Below are 23,049 nucleotides of genomic sequence, written 5' to 3' on the forward strand. Positions count from 1 at the left end.
CAATAAATGCCAGCGCTCATAGCACAGTGGTCGATATTATGGGGTTTGTAGACCGCTAGAGAAATTTTGAATTATGAATTTTGTTTTGCATCATTCATAATTCATTAATTTTCTCTACTCCCCAAATCTCAAACCTAAAATTTTATGGATTCAAATCCAGCATTGTGTGCTGCGATCGCTCATCACATTACCACCAGTCCACAGCAGCGAATTACTTTTGCTGAATTTATGGACATGGCACTATACCACCCTGAACATGGCTACTATTCCAGCGATGCTGTCAAAATTGGCTTTCAGGGTGGTGATTTTTTTACCTCTCCTAACCTCTGTGCTGACTTTGGCGAGTTATTAGCAGAACAATTTTTACAAATGTGGGAGATTTTAGGAAAACCTGTACCCTTTTCTCTGGTAGAAATGGGAGCAGGTCAAGGATTGCTGGCATTGCATATCCTGACATATCATCAGCTGCACTACCCAGATTTTTTTACCGCGCTAGAGTACATCATTGTTGAAAAGTCCCCAACTCTAAGAGAAGAACAGCAGCAACGCTTGCAAGATTTGCCCGTGCGTTGGTGTAGTTTAGAGGAAATACCACCAAATGCGATCGCAGGCTGCTTTTTTTCTAACGAGTTAGTAGATGCATTCCCCGTGCATCAATTTATCTTAGAAATGGGGAAACTCCGAGAAATTTATGTAACCACAGATCCGAATGAGCAAGAAACCAATGCTCCATACCCATCATTTGTAGAAGTCATAGGGGAACCTTCAACACCCCAACTAGCTGAATATTTAGATTTACTGGGAATCGACTTAACCCAAAGTGCTTATCCAGATGGCTACCGTAGTGAAATTAATTTAGCTGCTTTAAACTGGTTGAGTATAGTAGCAGACCGCTTACAGCGCGGCTATGTGTTAACAATTGATTATGGCTACCCCGCCAGTCGTTACTATAATCCCAGGCGATCGCAAGGAACACTACAGTGTTATTACCATCATCGTTTCCATGACAACCCCTATATTAATATTGGTAGGCAAGATATTACTGCCCATGTTGACTTTACGGCTTTAGAGCGCTGGGGCGAGAAGTGTAATTTAGAGAATATTGGTTTTATCCAGCAGGGATTATTTTTAATGGCGTTGGGGTTAGGCGATCGCATTGCGGCCCTTTCCGCTCAAAAGCAACCTCTCTCACAATTACTACAGCGGCGGGACGCACTACACCAACTTATAGATCCCACAGGCTTAGGCGGCTTTGGAGTCCTAATTCAGAGCAAAGGTTTGGAGAATACAGAAATTACTCAACCACTAAAAGGATTGACCTTGCCAGAGTAAATGTAAACTTGAAAAGTTAAAACTCTATTTAAGAATGCCGTATCAGTCTTATTTAGACTAGCATAACAGTGATTACTGTAAAGTTAAACACACTACCAAAGTAATAATTATGACTACCCACGACCTGTTAATGCTAGCAACACTACTTACCCCCGGTATTTTACTTTCAGTGATAATTATGGTGACTTTTGCCGCTGGTGGTTGATTGCCAGAGTTAGGGACTAGGAGTGGGAAGTAGGGAAATTTGGATTTAGGATTGTATCTTAAGTCTTAAGTAACTGCTTCCCTATTAATTTGAAACAATACAAACGCGATGTCCATGATGGTTGTAACGCTCGTGACGCTCGACAGCACGAGCGTCTGACTCGCGATCGCCCTTGGCGTTTCTCTTTGGGAGAAGACTCGCTAACACGTCATTAAAGGAACTTAAAAAATGAAGGTGGCATTTCTGGGAACAGGACTGATGGGACTACCAATGGCTCAAAGGTTATTAGCCGCAGATATACAGCTAGTTGCCTACAATCGCACCCCAGAAAAATTAGCACCACTACAAGCTGCTGGGGTTGAAATTGTCACACATCCCCGCCACGCCATTCGCGCTGCTGAGTGCGTAATTCTCATGCTGACTAATGCCTCGGCTATTTATAATGTGTTGCTTTCAGATACAGCCTGGCAAACCTTAGAAGGACGCACAATCATTCAAATGGGAACAATTACTCCCACAGAAAGCCAGGAAATTAGAGATGCAGTTGTTGCGGGTGGTGGTGAGTATTTAGAAGCACCTGTATTAGGGAGTATCCCGGAAGCGAAAGCTGGCAAGTTGAGTGTTATGGTAGGAGCCGAGCCAGAACAATATCAACGCCACTTAAAATTACTCCAAAATTTTGGGACTGAACCTTTACTCATAGGCCCTGTGGGATCTGCGGCGGCGCTGAAATTGGCACTAAATCAACTAATAGCTTCCCTAACAACTAGCTTTGCTCTGAGTCTAGCTTTTGTCCAGCGTCAGGGTGTGGATGTAGATGTGTTTATGCAAATATTGCGCGATAGTCCACTCTACGCACCTACCTTTGATAAAAAGCTACAACGGATGTTGGATGGCAACTATACCGATCCAAATTTCCCTACAAAACACTTGCTGAAAGATACAGAATTGTTTATCTCAGAAGCGAAATCTCAGAGTTTGGATCTCAGTAGTATTAAAGGAGTGCGGCAAATCTTGCAAACAGCTGTAAAAATGTCATTTGCCGATGATGATTACTCATCACTATTTTCTGTAATTAAAGAATGGGGAGAAGCGATCGGGGATTAAAGGAGGCAAAGATACAGAAGAGAGGCAGAGCAATACTTCTCGGTTAAGGGGAAAGGGAAAAGGGAAAAGGGAAAGAAAAAACCTTTAACCCAAACCCAGTACCCTTTACCCCAAAACTGATTCCGAGTTAAAAATACTTAGGGGTTGCTGAAAAAGTGATAAAAAAGCCAGAGAAGGATTAATTAGTTATTCAAGCAAGGAACAAACATAAGTTTTTCTTGCGTGTAAATAGTAAAATCATAAGCCCTAATAATATTAGAGCGGAAAAAAGATGTAGTTTTCAAAAATAGACACAAAAAAGCGCTAAATAACCATGACAGATGAGTAGATAGATTCATCACTAAAAAAGTAATAGCAATTACAGTTTCCGAAGTATGAGAAAGTTTCGCCATCACTCTATTCAGGCTGAATCTTCTTTTAGCTTGTCCAAACTTTCCCTCAATAGAATTACGAATCCTTTCGTCTTCTAAAGCTTGCTTCTTTTTTTCCTTACTAATAGTCTTCTGAGGTCTACCTAAAGGAGAACCACTAATTCTAATACCTCGTTCTTTGCACCAAGCTCGATTCTCCCTTGTCCGATAAATTTTATCAACATGAACGGACTCTGGATAATACCCAGTGTAATTTTTAAATGATTCTACTTGTGTTTTCAAATCTCCTGATTCATTAAAGTTATCCCAACTAATATGGTCTAAAAATGCATATCCATCAAAGCAACTAGCAGACAGTTTAGCCCCAAATTCCACGGCTTTACCCGCTTTTCCTCGGACAATTGGAATGCCATCCGAAATGATTTTGCGGGTGCTCCCATCTCTGGAGAAAACAATGAAGAATATTCTGATTCAAATTCTTTCCAGGGGATTAAATTAGCCATCATTACCCAACGATTATCTTCCGATAACTTTCCCTCAAATGGAAGTTCAAACTTTTCCACTGCAATTGGAGTTGATTCTTCTTTTCGGTACATAGTTACTTTGGATACACTATCTTCAGTCTGAGCAGTATGATGCAAGGATTTTGGGCTATTTTACCTTCAAATCTTGCACCGAAATATACTTCTTTGGTCTGAAAATCTAGATACTGCCACCTTTTGTTTTTTTCAGCAACCCCTACTTAACCGAAAAGTATTGAAAGGCAGAGCGGCTTTGCCTCCGCTCTGTTACAGCTCGATAAATACACTACTAATCTGTCAAATTCATTTTGACGGTTAGAGAAGCGCGATAAATCGCCGTCTCTACAAGGAATTTATCCATCAATTATTTATTGACAGACTACTACGGTTCAATCAAATGAAAAATGCTGTATGTTACTGCCCATTAGTAGTAGTAGATTGAGGAAATGGTAGAGATTCAGGCTGAGGCTGAGGTTTCGGCTGAGGATTGAGAAAGTCCTGCCAAGCCTTAATTTGCTCTTGCGCTGCACTATAAGCAGCACTACCGCGTGGAATCGATTTGGCAATGTCAATGCCTCTAGCAATATCAGACTGACCTTGAGAGCGTGCTATTTCTAACAATTGTTGACTCCATTGGTCAATAGCCTGATTCGCATCCATACGTAAGATGCTATTGTTTGAAACCTGATCCGCTAGTCGTATTGCCTCAATTAAGGCTTCTGGAGTGCCAGCTGCCCCCACTTGCTGGGCTTTTTTCCAGTTTTCTCTAGTGCGGATTTGCCCTTCCCAGTCATTGATTGCAGCTTGTGCGTCTCCAGAAAGCGCCCTTCCTGATGAAGCAATTTGTTGAGCTGCGTTGATGGCGGCGGTGAGATTTCCACTCTGAGCCAGTTCTTGTGCTTGATCTAAGTAGGGTTGGTCTTGAATTCGTTGAATCTTGCCGATCCAAGTACGAATTTTTTTCCGTGCTTCTGGATATAATGCACGACCTCTACGAATTTCGCTAGCCTGGGCGATCGCAGCTTGCAAGGAGTTAATATCGTCGAATATTGCTATCTGTTCGGCGCGGTCTAAGTAAGGTTGGTCTTCAATTGTTTCTATTTGGGCAGTCCACCGATCCATCTCTTGCCTAGCTTCTGTGGCCCTGGGATTACTAGCAGGAATCAACTGTATTTGGGCGATCGCTGCTGTTAAATTAGGCACTGTTCCCTGGCTAGCCAATATTCTCGCTTTTTCTAGATTGGCAACATCTTCAATTTCCAGCTGCCAACGGGCAATTAGTTGCTGCGCCTCGTTATAGACTGGTCTGGAAGGAGAAATCTGTTGTGCTTGAGCGATCGCTGCCTGTAAACCAGAAACGTTACCTATCCAAGCACTCCTTTTCGCGTCAGCTATGGCAATAAAGTCATCGGTCTCACCTTGTAGTTTCGTACTTTCCGGTATTTGCCTAGCAATATTCAGCGCTTCATCCGCATCTTTCTTATCTAGTTTTGCCTTTGCCAATTCCAGCATTTGGCGTCCAAATGCTGGAATCGCTTGTTGAGCTTTTTGGTAAAGATAACTTTCTTGCCCAATGGACTCAGCTAACTTAATTGCTTCTAATAAATTATCGACTACTTTGCTATTTGCTAAACTTTCGGCTTTGCCTAACTTATCGCCATCTTCCCGCGCTGTGGCGATTAGACGATTCAATTGGTCGTATTTCGTACCCGCCCAATACTGATTGTCTACGCGCAGCATTTTAGCAGATAACATGAATGCCGATTGCCAGCGCCGTTCCTTTACTTCAGCGATCGCACTGTTATATGTGGTTTCTGCCTTTGACCAAATTAACTCCCATTTCCCAATTTGTTCATCGACTAACTTATAAGCTGCCACATCTTCGGGTATTTTCTTAGCAGTAGCGATCGCTTCTTCTAAATTCCCAGTTTGGAAACTTTCATCAGCTAGCTTCAAAATATCCCGCGACCATTCTTCGATGAAACGATCAATTTCTCCATGCAGCGGGTGATTTTGTGGTAGTTGCTTCACCAGAGCGATCGCTTGCAATAAGTCGTTAACTGTTTGCTTAGAAGCCGCCAACTGAGCGCAGTGTAACCGCACAGAAGCACTAGCTAGAGGCCAGAAAATCGAGGGGCAATTAGGAGCAGCTGGCAATTTGAACAGCATTGCCATTGCCAAGAATCCTACACTGCCGGGAATCAACATTAATAGTACTAGCCACAATGTCCAGCTTTTCATCCAGCGTGGCCATTTCCCAGAATTATTACTGAGTTGGGTAGTTTCTTTTGAATTACTATCTATAGGTAATCCTTTCTTATGGTTTTTTTTTCGCCGCTTCACTGACTTGGAGTTAGAACCAGTAGCAGGGGCATCAAATGGCTGAGTTTCACCGAATTGCTCTGTTCGGGATAATCTTTTGTTTTGATCTGGCTCTCTTCCACTGGCTGAAGACCAACTGTCTGGAATATCCCGCTCTGTCATCTCTCACACCAAAATAATTGAATAGCGCTCTGTTTTAGGTCGATAATTCCATTGTTGACATAGTAACTTTCTCATGATTAAAAAGCTACTTTTTTGATTATCTCTCTCCACAGAGTACCATTATCAATCTAAAAAATCAGTGCTATTTTATACTTTATCCTGAAATAGCAGATTCAGCTTGCAAATCGGCAATTAGTTGAGCTAACTGATCGTTGCTTGCCTGGTAGACATTACCGCAAAAGTCGCAAGTTGCTTCAGCACCATTATCTTTAATAATCATATCTTGCAGTTCAGCTTCTCCCAAAATCTTCAGTGCCCCCAAAACGCGATCAAAAGAGCAACCACAGTGGAAGCGCAGCATTTGCCGTTCGGAAAAGATTTCCAGCCCCATATCTCCCAACAAGTCGCCAAAGATTTCCGGTAAAGTCTTCCCAGCTTGCAACAATGGCGTAAATCCTGCTAGACCGGCAACCCGTGATTCCAAAATTTCTACTAGAGCTTCGTCTCTGGCGGCTTTAGGTAATATTTGTATCAGTAATCCTCCAGCCGCAGTTACTCCTGCTGCTCCCACAAACACACCTAAAACTAAAGCCGAAGGTGTTTGTTCGGAATTCACCAGATAATGAGCTACATCATCACCAATTTCGCCAGAAACTAGTTCTACAGTACTAGAGTAAGGATAACCATAACCGATATCCCGCACAACGTAGAGGTAGCCACCACCCACTGCACCACCAACATCTAACTTACCTTTGGCATTAGGAGGCAATTCTACAGATGGATTGCCCACGTATCCGCGTACAGTACCATCTAAGCCGGCATCTACCAATATCCCACCCAAAGGCCCATCGCCCTTTACGCGAACATTAACTCTCGATCCAGTTCGCTTCATACTAGAAGCCATTAACAAGCCTGCCGCCATAGTCCGGCCTAGTGCTGCCGTTGCCACATAAGAAAGCTTGTGGCGCTGCCGTACTTCTTCTGTTAAACGTGTGGTGATCACACCTACGGCACGAATTCCACCTTCGGCTGCTGTTGCACGAATTAACTGATCCGCCATGAATAACCTTACATTTCTTAACAAGTTCACTTTCTCTATTCTAAGTTCTCTGCTGCGAGAAAAGTAACTTAGTAGGGTGCTACGCAAATAAACGGCTGTCATTGGTCATTAGTTATTTACAAAGGACTAATGACTAAAACTATTTGCAATATTAGAAATAGCGATGTCTCATCTTTAGGTAATCTGATAAAAATGCTGGGTAATTTTCAACAAAGCCAACTGCGGATCGAAATCGAAGCATCAACAGATGCAATTCGTAACAGTCTGCTGCATCCAGTGCAACTAGAAAAATGGCTGTTAGGGCAACGCTTTGCGCCAGGTATGCCAGAAGAACTGCTTCCCGGATTCCAGTTTACAACCTGGACTGGGCCAGTGGCGATTCATCATCAAGTAAACATTGTCAAATCCAACTGTCTCCGCTTGATACTCAGTGGAGGTATTGATGGGTTCCACGAATGGTATTGGGGAGAAGGTTGGGTACAGTCCCGCTTGGAAGGAATTTCAATTTTGCCCTTAAATTTGGGTCAAACCCTGAGTTTGTTAAGCTTACGTCAGTTTTTGGCAACTCAAGGGCGTTAAATCGACTGAACGTAGAAGGGGGATTTTCCTTGTCTCTAGGATTAGCTCTTTCAAGGTAACTGAAAAAATCTTTTTTTCTCTCTGTACCACGGACACTTTGCTCAAGTCGGGAAACCTTCCTATGCAGGTGTCCTGCTTTGTGAATCTGCGGTTTAAAAGTAATTGATCTCGCCACAGAAAAACAGAGAACAATTTTTAAGAATCGGTTGTCAAAACTTGTTCATCTGTCAATTCTAATCTGTCAATTCTAAGTGTGGAAAAGTTTGAGAGTTTGCTTCCCCTAATAAATTTTTATCTTGGTTTTACGACTAACACTGAACAATTAGCCTCTTCTACAACTTGACTGCTGACAGAACCCTGAACAATTCGCTTCATCCCCATCAACCCCCGACTGCCAATTATAATCAACTCAGTTTTATAAATATTGGCAAGACGAATAATTTCTTCAGCAGGATCACCAGTTACTAGTTCTAACTCACTTGTGATTGATAACTTTTCTTGATAGGATTGCAGTTGTTTTTCAACCTGAAAATAAGAAAATGTTGGCGACTCTGGCTGAGGACGATCAGCAGGTAGTTCCATTTCTGACTCTGGTGTGGGAAACACGTGACAAAGAATAACCTTGGCATCTTTTGATAAAGCCAAATTATCTAAAGTCTGAATTACTCGTTCTGAAATTTCCGAACCGTTCAGAGCTACCAAAATACTATTTAGCACCGCTCTCGCCTCCTAAAGAGTAGACCTCTTACATAAGTATCTAGCAAAATCCGGCGGCGGCGACACTAAACCAATTTTTATTTGCTAATTATTATATATATTTGAGATTTAAGAATATTTGATTTCGAGATGCGTAGGTATATTTAATACGTCCTTACTTCAATCCCCTAGATTTATCTATGGGGTTACTCTAAGCCGAGGTACTTAGCACTTCTGAAGCCACTTTTATAGTATTGCCTTGTAGTGACTGGGCTAGAGAAGCTTTTCACAAGTTTCTGGGAAAGGAAAACTCTCTCCCAGAAACTAACGTCGGTAATGCCCGACTTGTGGACGCTTAAAGAAAGGGCAGCTGAAGGTAGGATAGCAAATGGCGGGCATTAGCGTAGCTTACCGTAGTTATCGCTATCCAAACTTTTAGTTATAAGAAAAAATTAAGCATTCCAAATTACTCTTCTTGCTGAATTCGGCGTCGTACTGAATCAGCATGAGAAGATAAACCTTCTGCTGTTGCTAGCACATCAATAGCACCAGCCACATTTTGCAGTGCGGTTTGGGAGTATTGAATAATACTGGAGTGCTTGAGGAAAGTTTCAACCCCCAATGCCGAAGCATAGCGGGCAGCGCCAGAAGTTGGCAAGGTGTGGTTAGGGCCTGCCAAATAGTCTCCTACGGCTTCTGGTGTTGAGTAACCTAAAAAGATTGCCCCAGCATGGCGAATCTGTGGTAGGAGTGCCCAAGGGTCTTTGACTTCTAATTCTAGGTGTTCGGGGGCAAATTCATTTGAGAGTTCTGCTGCTGCTTCGAGCGATTCCACAACGACAATCAAGCCGTAGTGAGCGATCGCTTTTTCTGTGTCTATTCGCCGTGGATGATCTACTAGCTGTCTTTCCAAGGCTAATTGCACATTTTTCGCCAAAGCAGCATCAGTCGTCAACAAAATTGCTGCCGCCATTGGATCGTGTTCGGCTTGGGCTAGCAAGTCAGCAGCTACATGCACCGGATTTGCGGTTTCATCGGCAATCACCAGCACTTCGCTAGGGCCTGCCAAAGAATCAATACCGACGGTGCCGTAGACAAGTTTTTTCGCTAGGGTGACATAAATGTTACCAGGGCCAGTAATTACATTCACTTTCGGAATCGTTTCTGTACCATAGGCTAAAGCGGCGATCGCTTGTGCGCCCCCAATGCGATAAATTTCTTGCACCCCTGCTTCTTGGGCAGCTACCAAGACTGCGGGATTAATTGCACCGCCAGGGCCAGGAGGTGTCACCATTACCACGTGGGGTACAGCAGCAACATGAGCCGGAATTGCATTCATTAGCACTGTACTGGGGTAGGCGGCACGGCCACCAGGCACATACAACCCGGCTCGATCTACGGGGGTGTAGCGTTTGCCCAGCACTACTTCATCGTCGCCAAAATGTACCCAGCTTTTCGGTACACGCTGACGATGAAACGCTTCAATTTGGCGGCAAGCTAGCCGAATTGCGTCAAGCAATTCCTTTGACACCTGTTGATAGGCTGCATCTAATTCCGAGCCTGTAACTCGGAGTTCTTCTGCTTTCAAGGTTTGTTTGTCAAATTCGGCTGTGTAATGCAATACAGCTTTGTCGCCTTGGCGCTTCACTGCTTGCAAAACTTCCCGCACCGTTGCTTCTTTGTGAAGCACCTGTTCGTCATGGGTGCGATCGCAGATCCGTTGTAGTTCTGCTCTAACGTCTGCCTGCTGAGTAATGATTCGCAGCATGGAGTAAGGACAATGCCAAAATTATAATATTGCCACCTGAGATTTAGTATTGCTCTTGACCCACTGGGGTGTGCAAGCTGACTCTAATTCTCTTCTCTAGCTTAACCTGAATTTTTTTGATACTCTCAAGACTACCAGCATATAGTTTGCTTGATAAGGCAACTTAATTGCTCAGTTCCACAAGCCTTGGTAGGCTAGTAGCAAAAAGCAGGTATGCCATTCACGCTGCCCTTATGCCTTTATTTTCACTATTTGCAGAGTGCAAGTAGTGTATTCACCTAATCTCCCGGATTACAAGGAGTATGTCTAAGTATAATTTTTACTTATTTTCCTAACTTTCAGTAGTTGTTAATCTGTGTATAGAAACGATACATCGGTTCAATACTTGAAAATCCCTGAAATTTAGCTCTTTACAGTTCTTTGCCTCTGACAATACATCCGCTTTACGGGTATAAGATTGTATTTCTTGGCAATCACATTGCTTAATCAGGTTGTGGTTAGGGTGGCAGTCTTAGATGTATCTCAATATCTTAACGCATTTCCTAAATTGACGAAATACGGAAGTAAGGAAGACAGAGGAAAGGGTGGAACAATAACTATTGATTATTCATCCATACCCAATACTCAATCCCAGAATTTTTTTAGGAAATTATAACATTGGCAATTTGGATGCTATATTAGTAAGTCTAGTAGTGTGTGTACATAATTAATAGTATTTTTGGAATTGACTGTGGCGAATACAAAGTCTGCTCTCAAGCGTGCCGAAATCGCAGAACGTAACCGACTGCGTAACAAAGCTTACAAATCAGCAGTCAAGACGCTGATAAAGAAATACATTAATGCTGTAGCTGCCTATACAGCTAATCCTAGCCCAGAATTAAAACAAGAAGTACAAACCAGGTTATCTGAGGCTTACGGCAAAATTGATAAAGCGATTAAACGGGGTGTCCTTCACCCCAACAATGGGGCAAGGAAAAAGTCAAGATTGGCTCACAAACTAAAACCCCTCACCCAAACAGCTGAGTAGTCATTGGTCATTTGTCCTTCGTCATTTGTGACTAAGGACAAACAACATAGACGCGCCAGCGACTTCCCGCAGGGTAGGACAAAAGATGCAACTGATAGACACGCACGTACATCTCAACTTTGATAGTTTCCAGCCGGATTTAGCAACAGTGCGATCGCGGTGGCAAAAAGCAGGTGTAGTGCGTTTAGTACATTCCTGTGTTCACCCAGAGGAGTTTGCCAGTATTCAATCCCTAGCCCAAGAGTTTCCCGAAATCAGCTTTGCTGTAGGGTTACACCCTTTGGATGCTGAAAAATGGAATAACGACACAGCCGAGAAAATCAAAACTTTAGCAAGTTCTGACTCGAATGTGGTGGCAATTGGGGAAATGGGGCTGGATTTTTACAAAGCTGATAACTACGAGCATCAGCTGATGGTGTTCGAGTCGCAGTTAGCGATCGCCTCGGAACTAAACTTACCAGTGATTATCCACTGTCGGGATGCTGCTGTGGCAACCAGAGAAGTGTTGCAAAAATGGCGGGAACTCAAAGGTGAAAGAGTACGGGGTGTTATGCATTGCTGGGGAGGAACGCCAGAGGAAACCCAATGGTTTCTCGATTTAGGCTTCTACATCAGCTTTAGCGGAACGGTAACGTTCAAAAACGCCAAAGCAATCCAATCTTCAGCGGCGATGGTAAGTAGCGATCGCCTACTGATTGAAACAGACTGTCCATTTCTGGCTCCAGTTCCGAAACGGGGCGAGAGGCGCAACGAGCCGGCTTACGTCCTTTATGTAGCCGAACAAGTAGCTAAACTGCGTCAGGAAACAGTAGAGGCGATCGCCCATCAAACCACCCAAAATGCCTGTAAATTATTTGGATTGTCAGTATCAAGTGTATCCTAGTATCTTTTGTTAAGTTGTGCTAAAAAAAATAAAACTATAGGGGGACAAAAATATGCTAATATTATTGCCTCAAAAACATTTTGCTTGCGCCATAATGATAAAGGAAGGAGCCTAAAACTTCTCATCTGAATTTTCCGTGCTGTTATGGCTTGGCCACCTCCCAATCTCTACAAGCCGATGCTCTCCACACATGATTAACCGTGCCAACCCGAATTGAGCTAGACTTTTGCACAACATAGGCTTAGTGTGTATTGAATCTATTGAAAATCGTTAAACAAAATTGCCTTGTGAGTACAATCCAGCAAAATGAAGTGATTCTGATTCAAAATCGACCAAGTGCCGATCATTCCCTCAGTCTTAGGATATCTAGGATATCACTGAGAGTATAAACAGCGGAGTGGATTTAAGACACACTGTGTGGAGCTGCGTCAGCAAATTAACGCGCTTTTTGGAGGGAAAGTGAGGAAACTTAGATCAAATTCAGGAACATCTCAACTATATATTCTGATTGAAATGGGCGTGGGACATTGGGTGCGGACTGTAAATGCTTTCAGCAAATTCTTCCTTGCTTGTGCGCTTCTACACTCCTCATTCAGAGCGATCGTCCCATTGTCAAGATTGTTCATTTTAGCTAGATTTAATCGCTGTGTTTGCCCATAGGTGTAAATAGCAAGTGTGTAAGAAAAAGTTCCCCAACAGCTAAGGACACTGGCTAGCAGTGGGAAGCGTCAAACAGCAGTGTCCAAGGGAAAATTTAACCAGGTTGACAAAGGTAGAGGCATGACTAAAGAAACATATATGGAACCCGCCTTTCTATTGCCCGACTTGATTGAAATCCAGCGGTCAAGCTTTCGCTGGTTTTTAGAAGAAGGGCTGATAGAAGAACTTAACTCCTTTAGTCCTATCACAGATTATACGGGTAAATTAGAACTGCACTTTTTGGGTCATAACTACAAACTCAAGGAGCCAAAGTATAGCGTCGAAGAAGCCAAGCGGCGGGATAGCACTTATGCCGTCCAAATGTATGTTCCCACACGGTTGATTAATAAAGAAACCGGGGAAATCAAAGAACAAGAGGTATTCATTGGTGATTTGCCTTTGATGACCGATCGCGGCACGTTTATTATTAACGGTGCCGAGCGGGTAATTGTCAACCAAATAGTGCGATCGCCAGGAGTTTACTACAAATCAGAAATCGACAAAAACGGGCGACGTACTTATTCAGCTAGCTTAATTCCCAATCGGGGAGCATGGCTGAAATTTGAAACAGACCGTAACGATTTGGTGTGGGTACGCATCGACAAAACCCGCAAACTCTCAGCGCAGGTACTCCTAAAAGCTTTAGGGTTATCAGATAACGAAATCTTTGACGCCTTACGCCACCCCGAATATTTCCAAAAAACCATCGAAAAAGAAGGGCAGTTTTCTGAAGAAGAAGCCCTGATGGAGTTATATCGCAAACTACGTCCTGGTGAACCACCCACAGTATTAGGTGGACAACAACTCCTCGACTCTCGTTTCTTTGACCCGAAACGTTATGACCTTGGTCGCGTTGGACGTTACAAACTCAACAAGAAATTGCGCCTTTCTGTTCCAGACACAATGCGGGTGCTGACTGCTGGCGATATTTTGGCAGCCGTAGATTACCTAATTAACTTAGAGTATGACATCGGTAATATCGATGACATCGACCACTTGGGCAACCGCCGAGTGAGAAGCGTCGGTGAATTGCTGCAAAACCAAGTGCGGGTCGGCTTAAACCGCCTAGAGAGAATTATTCGGGAACGGATGACGGTATCCGATGCGGAAGTGCTAACTCCTGCTTCCTTGGTAAACCCCAAACCATTGGTAGCAGCAATTAAAGAATTCTTTGGTTCCAGCCAGTTAAGTCAGTTCATGGATCAAACCAATCCCTTAGCAGAACTGACCCACAAACGCCGTTTGAGTGCCCTTGGCCCTGGTGGTTTAACCCGCGAACGTGCCGGTTTTGCCGTGCGAGATATACATCCGAGTCACTATGGACGTATTTGCCCCATTGAGACACCAGAAGGCCCCAACGCCGGACTGATTGGCTCCTTAGCAACCCATGCGCGGGTGAACCTGTACGGCTTCCTCGAAACGCCATTTAGACCGGTAGAAAATGGGCGAGTCAGATTTGACCTGCCTCCAGCCTACATGACAGCGGATGAAGAAGACGATCTGCGGGTTGCTCCTGGTGATATCCCTGTAGATGAAACCGGTCACATTATTGGGCCACAAGTGCCTGTCCGCTATCGTCAAGAATTTTCCACCACAACACCGGAACAGGTGGATTACGTAGCAGTATCTCCCGTACAGATTGTGTCGGTAGCGACTAGCATGATTCCCTTCTTGGAGCATGATGATGCTAACCGAGCGCTGATGGGATCGAACATGCAACGGCAAGCTGTACCCCTGCTCAAGCCAGAACGCCCTTTAGTGGGTACTGGTTTGGAAGCCCAAGGAGCAAGAGACTCTGGGATGGTGATTGTATCGCGTACTGATGGCGATGTCACTTATGTAGATGCCACAGAAATTCGTGTCCGTCCGAAACCTAATACCCCAGAAATTAGATACACCCTTTCCAAGTATCAACGTTCCAACCAAGACACCTGTTTAAATCAGAAACCTCTCGTTCGTATTGGTGAACGGGTTGTTGCTGGTCAGGTATTGGCTGATGGCTCCTCCACCGAAGGCGGTGAATTGGCACTAGGACAAAATATCGTTGTTGCCTATATGCCTTGGGAAGGCTACAACTACGAAGACGCAATTTTAATCTCTGAAAGACTGGTGCAGGATGATGTCTACACCTCAATTCACATTGAAAAATATGAAATTGAAGCTAGACAGACAAAACTGGGGCCAGAAGAAATCACCAGAGAAATTCCCAACGTCGGGGAAGATGCCTTGCGCCAGTTGGATGAACAGGGAATCATTCGCATTGGGGCTTGGGTAGAAGCTGGTGATATCTTGGTAGGAAAAGTTACACCCAAGGGTGAATCTGACCAGCCACCAGAAGAAAAATTATTGCGGGCGATATTCGGTGAAAAAGCGCGCGATGTGCGGGATAATTCCCTGCGAGTTCCCAACGGTGAAAAAGGTCGCGTAGTTGATGTGCGCTTGTTTACTCGCGAACAAGGCGATGAACTACCACCGGGAGCCAATATGGTAGTCCGGGTATATGTCGCCCAAAAACGCAAAATCCAAGTTGGTGACAAAATGGCAGGACGCCACGGTAATAAAGGGATTATTTCTCGGATATTACCAGCAGAAGATATGCCTTATTTGCCCGATGGTTCACCAGTGGACATTGTACTTAACCCCTTGGGTGTACCCAGTCGGATGAACGTTGGACAAGTATTTGAATGCCTCTTAGGTTGGGCTGGTCAGACCTTGGGAGTACGATTTAAGATTACTCCTTTTGATGAAATGTATGGTGAAGAGACATCCCGCCGAATCGTGCATGGCAAATTGCAAGAAGCACGGGACGAAACCGGGAAAGACTGGGTATATAACCCAGATAATCCAGGCAAAATCATGGTGTATGACGGTCGGACAGGTGAACCTTTTGACCGAGCAATTACCATCGGTGTGGCTTATATGCTGAAACTGGTGCATTTGGTGGATGACAAGATCCACGCTCGTTCCACAGGGCCATACTCACTGGTGACTCAGCAACCCTTGGGTGGTAAAGCACAACAAGGTGGTCAGCGGTTTGGAGAAATGGAAGTGTGGGCATTGGAAGCCTTTGGTGCAGCTTACACCTTACAGGAATTGCTCACAGTTAAATCTGACGATATGCAAGGGCGGAATGAAGCGTTAAATGCGATCGTTAAAGGTAAGGCAATTCCTCGACCTGGAACCCCAGAATCCTTTAAGGTGCTAATGCGCGAGTTGCAATCATTAGGGTTAGACATTGCCGTACACAAGGTAGAAACCCAAGCAGATGGCAGTTCCCTAGATGTGGAAGTCGATTTGATGGCAGACCAATCAGCCCGTCGCACACCTCCCCGACCAACTTACGAATCTCTTTCCCGCGAATCGCTGGATGATGACGAATAAGAATTAGAGAATCGGGCATAGGGAATGGGAAAAATGCCCAATCCCCAATGCCCCGTTCCCGATGTTGTAAAACTAAATATACTCAAAACTCATAACTCGAAACTCAGCACTTAAGTATGAGACCTGCCCAAACTAATCAGTTTGACTACGTAAAAATCGGCTTGGCTTCCCCCGAACGCATTCGGCAGTGGGGCGAGAGAACATTGCCCAACGGTCAAGTAGTCGGTGAAGTTACCAAGCCAGAGACGATTAACTACCGAACTCTCAAGCCAGAGATGGATGGCTTGTTTTGTGAGCGCATCTTTGGCCCGGCAAAAGATTGGGAATGCCATTGTGGCAAGTATAAAAGAGTCCGTCACAGAGGTATTGTTTGTGAGCGCTGTGGGGTAGAAGTCACCGAGTCACGGGTGCGTCGTCACCGTATGGGCTATATTAAACTCGCCGCACCAGTAGCTCACGTTTGGTATCTCAAAGGCATTCCTAGCTATATTTCCATCCTGTTGGATATGCCCTTGCGGGATGTCGAGCAGATTGTCTATTTCAACTCTTATGTTGTCCTGAGTCCAGGTAATGCCGAAACTTTAACTTACAAACAACTACTGAGTGAAGACCAGTGGTTGGAAATAGAAGACCAAATTTATAGCGAAGATTCTGTGCTGCAAGGCGTAGAGGTAGGTATTGGTGCGGAAGCGCTGTTGCGTTTGCTTGCCGATATTAATTTAGAACAAGAAGCCGAAAGCCTACGGGAAGAAATTGGCAACGCCAAGGGACAAAAGAGAGCCAAGCTAATTAAGCGATTGCGGGTGATTGACAACTTTATCGCCACTGGTTCCAAACCAGAGTGGATGGTAATGGCAGTTATTCCCGTGATTCCCCCCGACTTGCGCCCAATGGTGCAACTAGATGGTGGGCGGTTTGCCACCAGCGATTTGAATGATTTGTATCGGCGGGTAATTAACCGCAACAATCGTTTGGCACGCTTGCAAGAAATTTTAGCACCAGAGATTATCGTGCGGAACGAAAAGCGGATGCTGCAAGAAGCAGTGGATGCTTTGATTGACAATGGTCGTCGGGGACGCACTGTAGTAGGGGCAAATAACCGACCCCTGAAATCTTTGTCCGACATTATTGAGGGTAAGCAAGGACGTTTCCGACAAAACTTGTTAGGTAAACGGGTTGACTACTCTGGACGTTCGGTAATTGTGGTTGGGCCAAAGCTGAAAATTCACCAGTGCGGTTTGCCTAGAGAAATGGCAATTGAGCTATTTCAACCATTTGTGATTAACCGCCTGATTCGTAGCGGTATGGTGAATAACATCAAAGCTGCGAAAAAGCTGATATCACGTAATGACCCCAGTGTTTGGGATGTGCTGGAAGAGGTGATTGAAGGCCACCCTGTAATGCTAAACCGGGCACCAACTTTGCACCGTTTGGGTATTCAGTCTTTTGAACCGATTTTAGTAGAAGGTAGAGCGATTCAACTGCATCCTCTGGTGTGTCCAGCGTTTAACGCCGACTTTGACGGCGACCAAATGGCGGTACACGTTCCTCTCTCGTTAGAAAGTCAGGCTGAAGCGCGGTTGCTGATGTTGGCTTCTAACAATATTTTGTCACCAGCTACGGGTAAACCAATCATCACGCCTAGCCAAGATATGGTGTTGGGAGCCTATTACTTAACAGCAGAAAATCCCGGTGCGACAAAAGGGGCAGGAAATTACTTTTCTTCGCTAGAGGATGTAATTATGGCTTTCCAGCAAGATCAAATTGACTTGCACGCCTATATTTACGTAAGGTTTGACGGCGAAATAGAATCAGACCAGCCGGATACAGAACCCGTGAAAGTGACGGAAAACGAAGATGGTACTCGCACATTACTCTATAAGTTCCGTCGAGTCAGACAAGACGCGAAAGGCAATGTACTTTCACAGTATATATACACAACTCCTGGCCGCGTTATTTACAACAATGCCATTCAGGAAGCACTAGCAAGCTAAAAGTGAGGAGTGATGAGTTAGGAGTTATGAGTTATGAGTTGGGAGTTTTTATTCCTAACTCCTCACTTTTAACTCCTAACTATTAACTCCTAACTCCTAACTATTAATTTAGGACTAATGATTAATGACTAACGAAAAAATGATTTTTCGCAATCGCGTAGTTAACAAAAGTCAACTGCAAAAATTAATTTCTTGGGCTTTTACGAATTATGGTACAGCCCGAACCGCAGTGATGGCGGACAAATTGAAAGATTTGGGATTTCGCTACGCTACCAAAGCAGGGGTTTCCATCAGTGTAGATGACTTGATGATACCACCAACTAAGCGATTGCTCTTAGAAGCAGCCGAGGAAGAAATTCGCGCTACTGAAACCCGTTATCAACGGGGAGAAATCACTGAAGTAGAACGCTTCCAAAAGGTAATCGATACTTGGAATGGTACTAGTGAAGCCTTGAAAGATGAAGTAGTCGTTCACTTCAAGAAGACTAATCCCCTGAACTCCGTATACATGATGGCATTCTCTGGGGCACGAGGTAACATCTCTCAAGTGCGGCAGTTGGTGGGGATGCGGGGACTGATGGCAGATCCTCAAGGGGAAATTATCGATTTGCCGATCAAAACCAATTTCCGTGAAGGTTTAACTGTGACGGAATACATTATTTCGTCTTATGGTGCCAGAAAAGGATTGGTGGATACTGCCTTACGGACGGCTGACTCTGGTTATCTCACCCGTCGGTTGGTGGACGTATCCCAGGATGTAATTATTCGGGAATTTGACTGCGGCACCACTAGAGGTCTGGCCATTCGACCAATGACAGAAGGGGCTAAAACCTTAATTCCTCTGGCTACCCGCTTGATGGGACGGGTAATTGGCGAAGATGTGTTGCATCCAGTTACAAAAGAAGTGATTGCAGCTCGCAATTCCCCAATTTCTGAGGATTTGGCGAAGAAAATTGAAAAATCTGGGGTGGGTGAAGTTGTGGTGCGATCGCCACTAACTTGTGAAGCCGCACGTTCTGTCTGTCAACATTGCTACGGCTGGAGTTTGGCCCACGCCAAGATGGTGGATTTGGGCGAAGCTGTGGGGATTATTGCCGCCCAAAGTATCGGTGAACCTGGTACTCAGCTAACCATGCGGACATTCCACACTGGTGGGGTGTTTACTGGAGAAGTGGCACAACAAGTGCGTTCTAAAATCGATGGAACTGTCAAGCTTCCCCGCAAATTGAAGACTAGAACGTATCGTACCCGCCACGGGGAAGATGCTCTCTATGTTGAAGCTAATGGCATCATGCTTTTGGAGCCGAAAAAAGAAGGTGATGTTACCCCAGAGAACCAAGAGGTTCATCTGACTCAAGGTTCAACACTATATGTATTTGATGGAAATAAGGTAAAACAAGGTCAGTTGTTGGCAGAGGTTGCCCTCGGTGGACGGACAACTCGGACTAATACAGAAAAAGCAGTTAAAGATGTTGCCTCTGACTTGGCAGGGGAAGTGCAATTTGCCGAAGTCGTTCCAGAACAAAAAACCGACCGTCAGGGTAATACCACAACCACAGCCGCACGGGGGGGGTTGATTTGGATTTTGTCTGGGGAAGTTTACAACTTGCCGCCCGGTGCCGAATTGATTGTCAAAAATGGTGATGCGATCGCTGCTAATGGAGTTTTAGCAGAAACCAAGTTAGCCAGTTTACACGGTGGTGTCGTGCGCTTGCCCGAAGCTACCCCAGGTAAGAGTACCAGAGAAATTGAGATTATCACTGCTTCTGTGGTCTTAGACCAGGCAACAGTGACAGTCCAAAGTTCTCAAGGTCGTAATAACTACTTAGTCTCCACTGGCAACAACCAAGTATTTAACCTCCGAGCTACCCCAGGCACTAAGGTGCAAAATGGTCAAGTAGTAGCTGAGTTAATTGATGACCGCTATCGCACAACCACTGGTGGATTCCTGAAATTTGCAGGTGTCGAAGTCCAGAAAAAAGGTAAAGCCAAGCTGGGTTATGAAGTCGTGCAAGGCGGTACCCTGTTGTGGATTCCTGAAGAAAGCCACGAAGTTAACAAAGATATCTCCTTGCTGTTAGTAGAAGACGGTCAGTTTGTCGAAGCTGGCACCGAAGTCGTGAAGGATATCTTCTGCCAAAACAGCGGGGTGATCGAAGTGACCCAGAAAAACGACATCCTGCGGGAAGTCGTGGTGAAACCAGGGGAACTGCTGATGGTGGACGATCCAGAATCAGTTATTGGCCGAGATAACACCTTCATCCAACCAGGTGAGGAATTCCAAGGCAATGTCGCCACGGAATTGCGTTATATCCAATATGTGGAGACACCAGAAGGGCCTGCCCTGTTGAGTCGTCCAGTAGTTGAGTTTGCCGTACCGGATAACCCAGATGTGCCATCAACAACATCGGTAAGTCAACAAACCGGGCGATCGATTCAATTGCGAGCTGTGCAGCGACTACCTTACAAAGATTCAGAACGCGTCAAATCTGTTGAAGGTGTGGAACTGCTGCGAACCCAGCTAGTGCTGGAAATTGAGCAAGAAGGCGAACAAGACCATAATGCTTCACCCCTGGCAGCAGATATTGAATTGGTACAAGATACTGAAGACCCAGAAGTTCAACGCTTACAACTGGTGATTTTGGAATCCTTGGTGATTCGTCGAGACATTACCGCTGATGCCACCCAAGGTAGCACCCAAACAACACTTGAGGTACACGATGGGTTAACTATTGCCCCCGGTTCTGTAGTCGCACGTACCCAAATCTTATGTAAAGAAGGTGGGGAAGTGCGGGGTGTCAAAAAAGGAACTGAAAACGTTCGTCGTTGTTTGGTGTTACGCGACGTTGACAGGCTCATCACCAATACTAGTACTCAACCCAAGGTGAAAGTGGGTGACCTGCTAGTAGAAGGTGCAGAAGTTGCTCCTGGAATTTTTGCCCCAGAATCAGGGCAAGTAGTGGATGTTAAAAGTGTCGCTGCTGCATCTGGTGGAGACTCCGCTCTGAGTACTAAAAACTACGTTATTACTACCCGTATTGGTCGCCCTTACCGAGTCAGCCCTGGTGCTGTGTTGCAGATAGAAGACGGCGATTTGGTACAACGGGGTGATAACTTGGTGTTGCTGGTGTTTGAACGCGCCAAAACCGGAGATATCATTCAAGGTTTGCCCCGGATTGAGGAACTACTGGAAGCTCGTAAACCCAAAGAAGCGTGCATTTTATGTCGCCGGGCGGGTGAAGTTAAGGTAGTTTACGCTGAGGGTGGTGATGAAGCGATCGCCATTAAGGTCGTAGAATCAAATGGCGTAGTGACAGATTATCCTCTGGGGCCTGGACAAAATTTGATTGTCCCAGATGGCTCAATGGTATTAGCGGGACAACCGTTGACTGATGGCCCATCCAATCCTCATGAAATTTTGGAAATCTTCTTTAGCCTGGGTTCTGAAGACGGAATCTATGCTTGTGCTAGCCTTGCCTTGCAGAAGGTACAAACCTTCTTAGTGAATGAAGTGCAAATGGTTTATCAGTCTCAAGGGATTGATATTTCCGATAAGCACATTGAAGTAATTGTTCGCCAGATGACCAACAAAGTCAGGATTGATGATGGTGGTGACACCACCATGCTTCCCGGCGAATTGGTGGAACTGCGCCAAGTTGAGCAGGTGAACGAAGCTATGGCAATTACAGGCGGTGCTAGGGCACAGTATACCCCAGTATTGTTGGGGATCACCAAAGCATCCTTGAATACCGACAGCTTTATTTCCGCCGCATCCTTCCAAGAGACAACACGGGTACTTACCGAAGCAGCCATCGAAGGCAAATCTGACTGGCTGCGCGGATTAAAGGAAAACGTGATTATTGGGCGATTGATTCCGGCTGGTACTGGGTACAATACCTATGATGAACCTGGTGCGATCGAAGATTATGCTGCTGAGATTAGCAGTAGTGTCTTGGATGAAGTTGATGATCCTCTAGATATGGTTTTAGATGACCGCACAGCTCGCACCTATAATTTAGATTCTCCTACTCTTGGGGAATCTGGCTTTGGCAGCAGACGTGCAGAAAGGTCAGTTCTAGATGACGAAGATGAATTAATCGCCGATGAAGTCGCAGACGACGACGATTATGAGGAAGAAGAGGAAGACGACGAAGATGATTTTGATGATGAATAGAGACTAGAAATTTCAAGTATCTATTAAAAGATAAAAAGCAAAAAGGCAAAAGAAGATTTTCTTTTGCCTTTTTATTTTGCCCTCTAAAAACACATTTTTAAATCCTCAAAATTCTAGTTTCTGGCTTTTGAGCTAGTAGTCAGTCAATTATGGCGATTCAAAAGTAACATCCTCATATAAATCTGCAACGGCACACCGAAAATCTACGCTCGTCAGATGAATGATATCTTCTTTACCATAGGGATAAAGTACCCATTGTCTCTCTGAGTTACGGCGAAAACACTCAACATTTAACCGAGTTTGACTGACAAGTACATATTCCTGAAGTGACTCCATCTGTCGGTAGTCAGCAAATTTATCACCTCTGTCAAAGGCTTCTGTTGTCGGAGATAGCACTTCTACAATTAAGCAAGGATAACGCAGAAAGTTGTTAAAAGCTCTATCTCGTTGGTCACAACTTACCATAACATCGGGATAGTAATAGATATTAATCGACTCAATATGTGCTTTAGTGTCTGATATATAAGCCTGACAGCCACTCCCGCGCAAATGATTTCTCAGCATTGAAGCAATATTAAGAGAAATAATGACATGAGCATTACTTGCCCCTGCCATTGCATAAACCTGTCCCTGTCTATATTCATGCTTGATAGGACTGGTTTCTTCTTCTCTGAGATAGTCTTCTGGGGAAATATAGCTAGAATTTGGAATTGCGACCATCTGTAATGACCTTGTGTGATGCCTTATATCTAGTTTAAGAGAAGCTTT

At 44.6% G+C, this 23,049-nt stretch carries 15 protein-coding genes and 1 pseudogene; 9 read left to right on the forward strand and 7 right to left on the reverse strand.

The features are described from left to right. The first annotated feature begins 144 nt into the window (after window positions 1–144). The 3 genes from FD723_RS25260 to FD723_RS25265 all read left to right on the forward strand — a co-directional run bounded on the left by FD723_RS25260 (window position 145) and on the right by FD723_RS25265 (window position 2,644). Window positions 145–1,332 (forward strand): class I SAM-dependent methyltransferase, encoded by a 1,188-nt coding sequence (locus FD723_RS25260; protein ID WP_179067819.1) that lies wholly within the window; start codon window positions 145–147, stop codon window positions 1,330–1,332. Between the two features lie 294 nt (window positions 1,333–1,626). Then, on the forward strand, window positions 1,627–1,752 hold the full coding sequence (locus tag FD723_RS43045; protein ID WP_256874923.1) for a hypothetical protein: 126 nt from the start codon (window positions 1,627–1,629) through the stop codon (window positions 1,750–1,752). A gap of 13 nt (window positions 1,753–1,765) precedes the next feature. Then, window positions 1,766–2,644 carry an NAD(P)-dependent oxidoreductase gene (locus tag FD723_RS25265; protein WP_179067820.1) on the forward strand — a complete coding sequence of 293 codons (879 nt, stop codon included), beginning with the start codon at window positions 1,766–1,768 and terminating at the stop codon, window positions 2,642–2,644. A gap of 182 nt (window positions 2,645–2,826) precedes the next feature. Here FD723_RS25265 and FD723_RS25270 read toward each other — a convergent pair. From FD723_RS25270 to hslO, 4 genes and pseudogenes are all read right to left on the reverse strand, one after another. Then, window positions 2,827–3,420, reverse strand: a pseudogene (locus FD723_RS25270) (transposase); the annotation flags it as partial. Then, window positions 3,336–3,611 carry a hypothetical protein gene (locus FD723_RS44205; protein WP_372743768.1) on the reverse strand — a complete coding sequence of 92 codons (276 nt, stop codon included), beginning with the start codon at window positions 3,609–3,611 and terminating at the stop codon, window positions 3,336–3,338. The pseudogene FD723_RS25270 and the gene FD723_RS44205, both read right to left, overlap by 85 nt. 339 nt (window positions 3,612–3,950) lie before the next feature. Beyond that, a complete protein-coding gene (locus FD723_RS25275; RefSeq protein ID WP_179067821.1) occupies window positions 3,951–6,020 on the reverse strand; it encodes a chromosome segregation ATPase in 2,070 nt (689 codons plus the stop codon). Between the two features lie 154 nt (window positions 6,021–6,174). Next, window positions 6,175–7,080 carry an Hsp33 family molecular chaperone HslO gene (hslO, locus tag FD723_RS25280; RefSeq protein ID WP_179069283.1) on the reverse strand — a complete coding sequence of 302 codons (906 nt, stop codon included), beginning with the start codon at window positions 7,078–7,080 and terminating at the stop codon, window positions 6,175–6,177. A 192-nt stretch (window positions 7,081–7,272) separates the two neighbouring features. Here hslO and FD723_RS25285 point away from each other — a divergent pair, with 192 nt between their 5' ends. Then, a complete protein-coding gene (locus FD723_RS25285) occupies window positions 7,273–7,659 on the forward strand; it encodes a hypothetical protein (RefSeq protein WP_179069284.1) in 387 nt (128 codons plus the stop codon). 291 nt (window positions 7,660–7,950) lie between these two features. Here FD723_RS25285 and FD723_RS25290 read toward each other — a convergent pair whose 3' ends face one another. Together FD723_RS25290 and hisD are read right to left on the reverse strand one after the other, a co-directional pair. Next, window positions 7,951–8,376, reverse strand: a complete 426-nt coding sequence (locus FD723_RS25290; RefSeq protein WP_179067822.1) for a universal stress protein — start codon at window positions 8,374–8,376, stop codon at window positions 7,951–7,953. Window positions 8,377–8,821: 445 nt separating this feature from the next. Next, window positions 8,822–10,123 carry a histidinol dehydrogenase gene (hisD, locus tag FD723_RS25295; RefSeq protein WP_179067823.1) on the reverse strand — a complete coding sequence of 434 codons (1,302 nt, stop codon included), beginning with the start codon at window positions 10,121–10,123 and terminating at the stop codon, window positions 8,822–8,824. Window positions 10,124–10,853: 730 nt separating this feature from the next. Between hisD and rpsT the strand changes: the two genes are divergently transcribed. From rpsT to FD723_RS25320, 5 genes are all read left to right on the forward strand, one after another. Then, entirely contained in the window at window positions 10,854–11,150 is a 297-nt protein-coding gene (rpsT, locus tag FD723_RS25300; RefSeq protein ID WP_179067824.1) for a 30S ribosomal protein S20, read from the forward strand. Between the two features lie 85 nt (window positions 11,151–11,235). Continuing rightward, window positions 11,236–12,033 carry a TatD family hydrolase gene (locus FD723_RS25305; protein WP_179067825.1) on the forward strand — a complete coding sequence of 266 codons (798 nt, stop codon included), beginning with the start codon at window positions 11,236–11,238 and terminating at the stop codon, window positions 12,031–12,033. 780 nt (window positions 12,034–12,813) lie between these two features. Next, window positions 12,814–16,113, forward strand: a complete 3,300-nt coding sequence (gene rpoB, locus FD723_RS25310; protein WP_179067826.1) for a DNA-directed RNA polymerase subunit beta — start codon at window positions 12,814–12,816, stop codon at window positions 16,111–16,113. Between the two features lie 116 nt (window positions 16,114–16,229). Further along, window positions 16,230–18,107, forward strand: coding sequence for a DNA-directed RNA polymerase subunit gamma (locus FD723_RS25315; protein ID WP_012411285.1), 1,878 nt, complete (start codon window positions 16,230–16,232; stop codon window positions 18,105–18,107). 124 nt (window positions 18,108–18,231) lie between these two features. Beyond that, the gene (locus FD723_RS25320) at window positions 18,232–22,281 is read left to right on the forward strand and encodes a DNA-directed RNA polymerase subunit beta'' (RefSeq protein ID WP_179067827.1); all 4,050 of its coding nucleotides are present in this window, start codon (window positions 18,232–18,234) and stop codon (window positions 22,279–22,281) included. Between the two features lie 147 nt (window positions 22,282–22,428). On the opposite strand, the gene FD723_RS25325 is transcribed toward FD723_RS25320, so the two are convergent. Beyond that, the gene (locus FD723_RS25325; protein WP_179067828.1) at window positions 22,429–23,001 is read right to left on the reverse strand and encodes a Uma2 family endonuclease; all 573 of its coding nucleotides are present in this window, start codon (window positions 22,999–23,001) and stop codon (window positions 22,429–22,431) included. Between the last annotated feature and the right edge of the window lie 48 nt (window positions 23,002–23,049).

Origin of the sequence: Nostoc sp. C052, assembly GCF_013393905.1 — a bacterium.
GTDB lineage: Bacteria > Cyanobacteriota > Cyanobacteriia > Cyanobacteriales > Nostocaceae > Nostoc.

What these genes read in the sequence shown, in the direction of transcription:
- FD723_RS25260 (WP_179067819.1), top strand. Translation starts at nt 145, where the DNA reads ATGGATTCAAATCCAGCATTGTGTGCTGCGATCGCTCATCACATTACC.
- FD723_RS25265 (WP_179067820.1), top strand. Translation starts at nt 1,766, where the DNA reads ATGAAGGTGGCATTTCTGGGAACAGGACTGATGGGACTACCAATGGCT.
- FD723_RS44205 (WP_372743768.1), bottom strand. Translation starts at nt 3,611, where the DNA reads ATGTACCGAAAAGAAGAATCAACTCCAATTGCAGTGGAAAAGTTTGAA.
- FD723_RS25275 (WP_179067821.1), bottom strand. Translation starts at nt 6,020, where the DNA reads ATGACAGAGCGGGATATTCCAGACAGTTGGTCTTCAGCCAGTGGAAGA.
- hslO (WP_179069283.1), bottom strand. Translation starts at nt 7,080, where the DNA reads ATGGCGGATCAGTTAATTCGTGCAACAGCAGCCGAAGGTGGAATTCGT.
- FD723_RS25285 (WP_179069284.1), top strand. Translation starts at nt 7,273, where the DNA reads ATGCTGGGTAATTTTCAACAAAGCCAACTGCGGATCGAAATCGAAGCA.
- hisD (WP_179067823.1), bottom strand. Translation starts at nt 10,123, where the DNA reads ATGCTGCGAATCATTACTCAGCAGGCAGACGTTAGAGCAGAACTACAA.
- FD723_RS25305 (WP_179067825.1), top strand. Translation starts at nt 11,236, where the DNA reads ATGCAACTGATAGACACGCACGTACATCTCAACTTTGATAGTTTCCAG.
- rpoB (WP_179067826.1), top strand. Translation starts at nt 12,814, where the DNA reads ATGACTAAAGAAACATATATGGAACCCGCCTTTCTATTGCCCGACTTG.
- FD723_RS25315 (WP_012411285.1), top strand. Translation starts at nt 16,230, where the DNA reads ATGAGACCTGCCCAAACTAATCAGTTTGACTACGTAAAAATCGGCTTG.
- FD723_RS25320 (WP_179067827.1), top strand. Translation starts at nt 18,232, where the DNA reads ATGACTAACGAAAAAATGATTTTTCGCAATCGCGTAGTTAACAAAAGT.
- FD723_RS25325 (WP_179067828.1), bottom strand. Translation starts at nt 23,001, where the DNA reads ATGGTCGCAATTCCAAATTCTAGCTATATTTCCCCAGAAGACTATCTC.